Here is a 4,589-nt window from a genome sequence, read left to right on the forward strand (position 1 = left end):
TCACCACACCAACGACGAGGGGCTTCGTCACGTCACCCCACCTGACCAGCCCACTTCATCCCCACGGCACAAGATGAAAGAGGTTCACTGAGGACCTCCGCGCAATCGCTGATGGCCTGGACGGAGACGGGCAGCAGTGGCAACGCATTGCTTGCCCCTCATGTAGGCGGAGCGTTCGTCGCACAGCGGCCAACTGTCGATCTGCTGGTCACTTGCCTGTCACCGGCTGACATAGCCACTCACCAGCAAGCCCGTGACCAGCACAGAAGCGAGGCCGAAAAGGCCTCCTGGACCACAAGAATCCACCTTGTGTGCGACGGAGAAGGGCAGCACTCGCCGTCCCGGTGACACCCGGCTAACGGCAGGACAGCATCTGCACGCGACCTCTTCTGGAGCGTATCCGGGGTCCCCCGCACCGGACGGGGCCGCCCCGCTGCACGCCTGACCAGGTCATCGCCGACGGGGTCTACAGCTCCCGCGGCTTCCGCGTCTACCTGTGCGAACGCGGCATCGGTCAATCCCGGAGAAGACCGGTCAGCACTCCGGCACGACCGCGGCCGCCGCAGCTGGCGGCCACTGATCTTGGCAGGCGGGTCTACCGGTAACGCAACGCTGTTGAACGCTCCGTCTACCGGCTCAAAGGCTCCCGTGGAATCGCTACTCGATACGAACAGAACTGAAAAGGTGATTGGGGCCGCAGCCATGCATTCTTGTCAGTCGCCCGCAGCACGCCGCGCGGCCGCAGCACGGGTCCGGGCGACGGCAGCGGGGCTGATCCCCTGCCTTGCGGGGTTGCGGCCGATGAGTTCGCGGTGCAAGCCCCGAATTCGCAGGGCCAGATCGAGGTGGAGGCGGAGGCGTACGTCGCGGACTTCGGCGACAGTACTGGGATTGATCCCGAGCCGGGCGGCGAGAGCAGTGGCGGGCCATCCAGCGCGTGCGAGGTCGGACAGCAGTCGTGATGCTTCGCTGGCACTTGTGAGGCCCGGTAACCCAGTACCTCGGCGCGAGGGGAGCGGTGTGCCGAGCACGGCGTCTTCGGTGGTACGGGCGATGCCGCGCACGGTCCGGCCGTCGATTGGGGTGCGTAGAAGGCGGCGGATCAGGGTTACCGAGAGGCCGGCTTTGTCGGCGACGTCCTGTGCGGACATGCCGTGCTCGTGCAGTCGGAGAGCCCATCGTGCCGCAGTGTGTGGTGGGACGCGCGCGGGCAGGCCTCGCTGGCGGTCCTGGGCGCGTTGCTGGCGGGCCCGGCGTGCCGCTCGCAAGCACTCGGGGCGTGTACAGCCGTAATCGGCACAGGATGCCTGACCGTGCAGCACCGATGAGTGCTGCGGCCGACGCGAGGCACGTTGCGAAGTGCGAGGCGTGGAGAGGGGTGGTTCGGTCGGGAGCGGCACAGTGCTTCCTGCTGCAGATGCGGAATGTTGGCCTACCGTACGCGGTCGCTTGCGCAGACAGCATCAAGGCGGTGCGCAGCGTCTCGTCCCTCCTGGCGGCTCCGCAGGCATCCAGACCGGTGAGGCCCGCAGACCGTCCACTCGGCTCCAGTGGCGTTTCCCGTGATGCTGGACACCTGATGAGGGCGTGTACGTGTTTGCGTCGCTGCCGGGTCCCCAGCGGTGTGAGGTAGGCCCCTACTGGAGGCCTTCGCAGCCGATTGCGGTTGTAGAAGGTCCGGTGAAGGTGAATGTCTCAGCGCGGGCAGAAGTCCGGTCGGGCCAGCGGCGGGTGCCGATCTCCGCTTTGAGTAGCGCGAATAAGCTCTCGGCGGCGTTTTCGTAGCACGAGCCAGTTCGTCCCATGCTTTGCCGCAGTCCCAACCGGCGTGTCCTGCCCAAGAGTTCGGCAGCGGCGTACTCCGCTGAGGGGTCCGAGTGCGCGATGCACACGGGCTGGAGAACGCTGCGGCTGCGGACAACGTACTTCCCACTTTCGAGCGTCAACACCGTCACACCGCTCTCCAAGACGCAAGCGACTACTGTCGTGGACAACGGGCGCGGCATCGCTGTTCATCACCATCACACACAAGGCATCTATCGACCGTTGTCCACAGGTATAGCATCGTTTACGTAATCGATAATACTTTGCGGACATGGTTGGATCGAAGAGATTCCCTTGCCTGCCATGGAGGCGGATATCCCAGCTTCGACAAACTGCGGAATCCCTTCATAGAATGCGTCAGGGTACGCACAGTAGGGTATTCCCGTGCGGTTCCGGAAGCGATCAATGGAGTCATTGAAGAATCCGGAGAAATGGATTCCCGCCGAAAGGTCGTCGACAGAATCCCCCTCGTTAAGGCACAGGGCATCCGTGTCACCCCTGATGGTGTCCTCGATAGAGACGCACAATTTATCGCGGGCGCTGCCGTCATTCAGCAACTGCGCTTGATTCATAATTTCACCTTTTGGAATTTCGACTTCCGCATCTCGACTTGCGGAACTGCAGCCTACCGCAGAGGTGATCGCGATCGCGGTGACAATTAATGTCAAGCCGCGTGGCCATTTGATGGATGAGATCCTTTTCATTCCAGTGCCATAACCTCTTCTGTTCGCGAACTGTGTCGAGAATATTCTTCCGTCTCTCGTGACTGGCTACGCATCGACTCGTTGGATGGTTCACTGAGCCTCTTCCAACCTCAGTTCATGGTGGTGAGGTAGAGGGTGAGGCTTGCCTGGACGAGGGGGTGATGCGGATGGTCGAGCAGCGTAGTTTGCGCAGGAGGCGCCAGGTTTTCAGGGCGGCGATGGCGGGTTCGACCAGGGCTCGTAACTTCGCGTGAGGCCGGTTGACGGCCTGCTGACCTGCGGAGTGCTTCTCCCAGCGGCCCCAGATGGGGACATGGACGGTGCCTGCTGCTCCTCGGCTGCCCTTGTCCGCCCAGCATTTGATGCCGGCTTCGGCGAGAGCGTCGATGATGCCGTGTTCGCGGGCGGCGCGGACGTCGTGGATCGCGCCTGGCAGGGCCGGTGAGGCCCATAGCAGTCGGCCCGCCGGAGGGGTCGGTCCGCGGTGGTCCGGTCGGTCGGCAGCAGTGTCCCGTCCAGCAGTACGAACGCCTTCGACGATGCGGCCCGTACTGCTTCGGCGAGGCTGGGAGCGAGGACGGCCAGGAGGTTCACGGCCTCGGTGATGTACCGGTAGGCGGTCGTGGTTGCGATGCCGAAGCCTGCTGCGAGCTGGGCGTAGGGGTGACCGTGGCGCAGGTGGGCGAGCGCGATCAGGGCCTGCCGGCCGGCGTTGAGCCGGCGCCACGGGCTGCCGATCGCGCGGCGGCGTTCACGGAGACGGGCGGTGAGGGAACGAAGATGCGAGCTGGACGGTTCAGTCCGGACGGGTAGACAATCACGTGAAGCCTCGGCAGAACGGGTGATCTTGGTCGTGAATCCGTCTACCAGGGGCTTCACTCGTCTGTCATGCCAACCGCCAAGCAGCGTCAGCAGGTTGGAAAAGGCTCATTGACTTGTCGCTTCAAAAATGACGGGCGCTACGGGTCTTGTGCTCGGCGACCTTGGCCGACAAGGTGTCCGAGATGCGTGTGCTGGTCTTGTTTCTGACGACCTGTGGGAGCGGGCAGCTCCGTTGCTGCCGGCCGCTCTCGAGCGGCGCCACCGGCATGTTGGGCGGTTGCCTGTTGCTGACCGAAGAGCTCTCGTCGCGTCTTGTTCGTGCTGCGGACCGGTGTCGCCTGGCGGGACGTCCCGGCAGAGACCGTGGGCTGTTCCGGCGTGACGGCCTGGCGCCGGCTGCGGGACCGAGCCGAGGCCGGCGTCTGACCCCGCCTGCACGCCGCTCTGCTGACCGAGACGCGCCGAACTGGTGGACCTGGACGACTGTGCCGTGGACGGATCGCACGTCCGGGCCCGTAAGGGGGGGGAGCACGTCGGCCCTTCACCCATCGACCGCGCCCACCCTGGCTGCAAGCACCACCTGATCGTCGACAGGCGCGAAACCCCGCTCGCCGTCACATTCACCGGCGGAAGCCGGCGCGACGTCACCCAGTTCCTGCCCCTGATTGACGCGGTCCCGCCGATTTGGATAACCCGGGGACGCCCCCACCGCAAGCCCCGACGCCTGCATGCGGACCTGAGCTACCGCTTCGACAAGTACCGCCGCCTGCTGTGGAAGCGGGGCACCAAGCCGTTGATCGCCCGACGCGGAGTTGCCCACGGTTCCGGGCAGGGCAAGGTGCGTTGGGTCGCCGAGCGCGCCTTCGCCCGGCTGCACCAGTTCAAACGGCTCGACGCGCCGATTTCCATCAGGGGCTGCTCGAACTGGCCGACCTCATATGCCTCCGCCGTCTGCGGACATCATGCTGAAACACCCCGGCGGCACCCGCTCCGTTTCCTGCCAACGATCTTCTTCCCGGTGTGGATGCCCTGACCGGAGAGAGGGATGCTGGTGGAGGTCTTGACGCTTTGCGCGTCGATCACACGGGCGGACGGGCTCGCGTTCCGGTCCTCCTTCTTGTGCATTAACTGCCTGAGAAGGCCGTTACTGACTTCAGCTCGTTGGGGTGAATCTTTGTGAAGTCGCTGATGGGTTCGGGGTGGGCGGCTGTATCCGTGTGGTGTGAGATATGCGGATGG

Annotated in this window: 2 protein-coding genes and 3 pseudogenes; 1 reads left to right on the forward strand and 4 read right to left on the reverse strand. The window is 64.5% G+C overall.

Features of this window, described 5'->3' with window-relative positions; genetic code table 11:
* Positions 1-713: 713 nt before the first annotated feature.
* The 3 genes and pseudogenes from ACH4C6_RS35890 to ACH4C6_RS35900 all read right to left on the reverse strand — a co-directional run bounded on the left by ACH4C6_RS35890 (position 714) and on the right by ACH4C6_RS35900 (position 3,349).
* Positions 714-1,151 (reverse strand): hypothetical protein, encoded by a 438-nt coding sequence (locus ACH4C6_RS35890; RefSeq protein WP_398112779.1) that lies wholly within the window; start codon positions 1,149-1,151, stop codon positions 714-716.
* Between the two features lie 885 nt (positions 1,152-2,036).
* Positions 2,037-2,528, reverse strand: coding sequence for a hypothetical protein (locus tag ACH4C6_RS35895; protein ID WP_366900794.1), 492 nt, complete (start codon positions 2,526-2,528; stop codon positions 2,037-2,039).
* 110 nt (positions 2,529-2,638) lie between these two features.
* Positions 2,639-3,349: pseudogene (locus tag ACH4C6_RS35900) on the reverse strand (transposase family protein).
* Between the two features lie 128 nt (positions 3,350-3,477).
* On the opposite strand from ACH4C6_RS35900, the pseudogene ACH4C6_RS35905 reads away from it, so the two are divergent.
* Positions 3,478-4,319 (forward strand): annotated as a pseudogene (locus ACH4C6_RS35905) (IS5 family transposase).
* 18 nt (positions 4,320-4,337) lie between these two features.
* Here the strand turns inward: ACH4C6_RS35905 and ACH4C6_RS35910 are convergent.
* Positions 4,338-4,496 (reverse strand): annotated as a pseudogene (locus tag ACH4C6_RS35910) (IS5/IS1182 family transposase); the annotation flags it as partial.
* Positions 4,497-4,589: the final 93 nt, after the last annotated feature.

The sequence above is a fragment of the Streptomyces sp. NPDC017943 genome (genome assembly GCF_044328425.1).
GTDB lineage: Bacteria > Actinomycetota > Actinomycetes > Streptomycetales > Streptomycetaceae > Streptomyces > Streptomyces djakartensis_A.

Bases quoted from the DNA above. Each gene is read 5' to 3' on its own strand.
- ACH4C6_RS35890 (WP_398112779.1), bottom strand. From the start codon at position 1,151: ATGTCCGCACAGGACGTCGCCGACAAAGCCGGCCTCTCGGTAACCCTG.
- ACH4C6_RS35895 (WP_366900794.1), bottom strand. From the start codon at position 2,528: ATGAAAAGGATCTCATCCATCAAATGGCCACGCGGCTTGACATTAATT.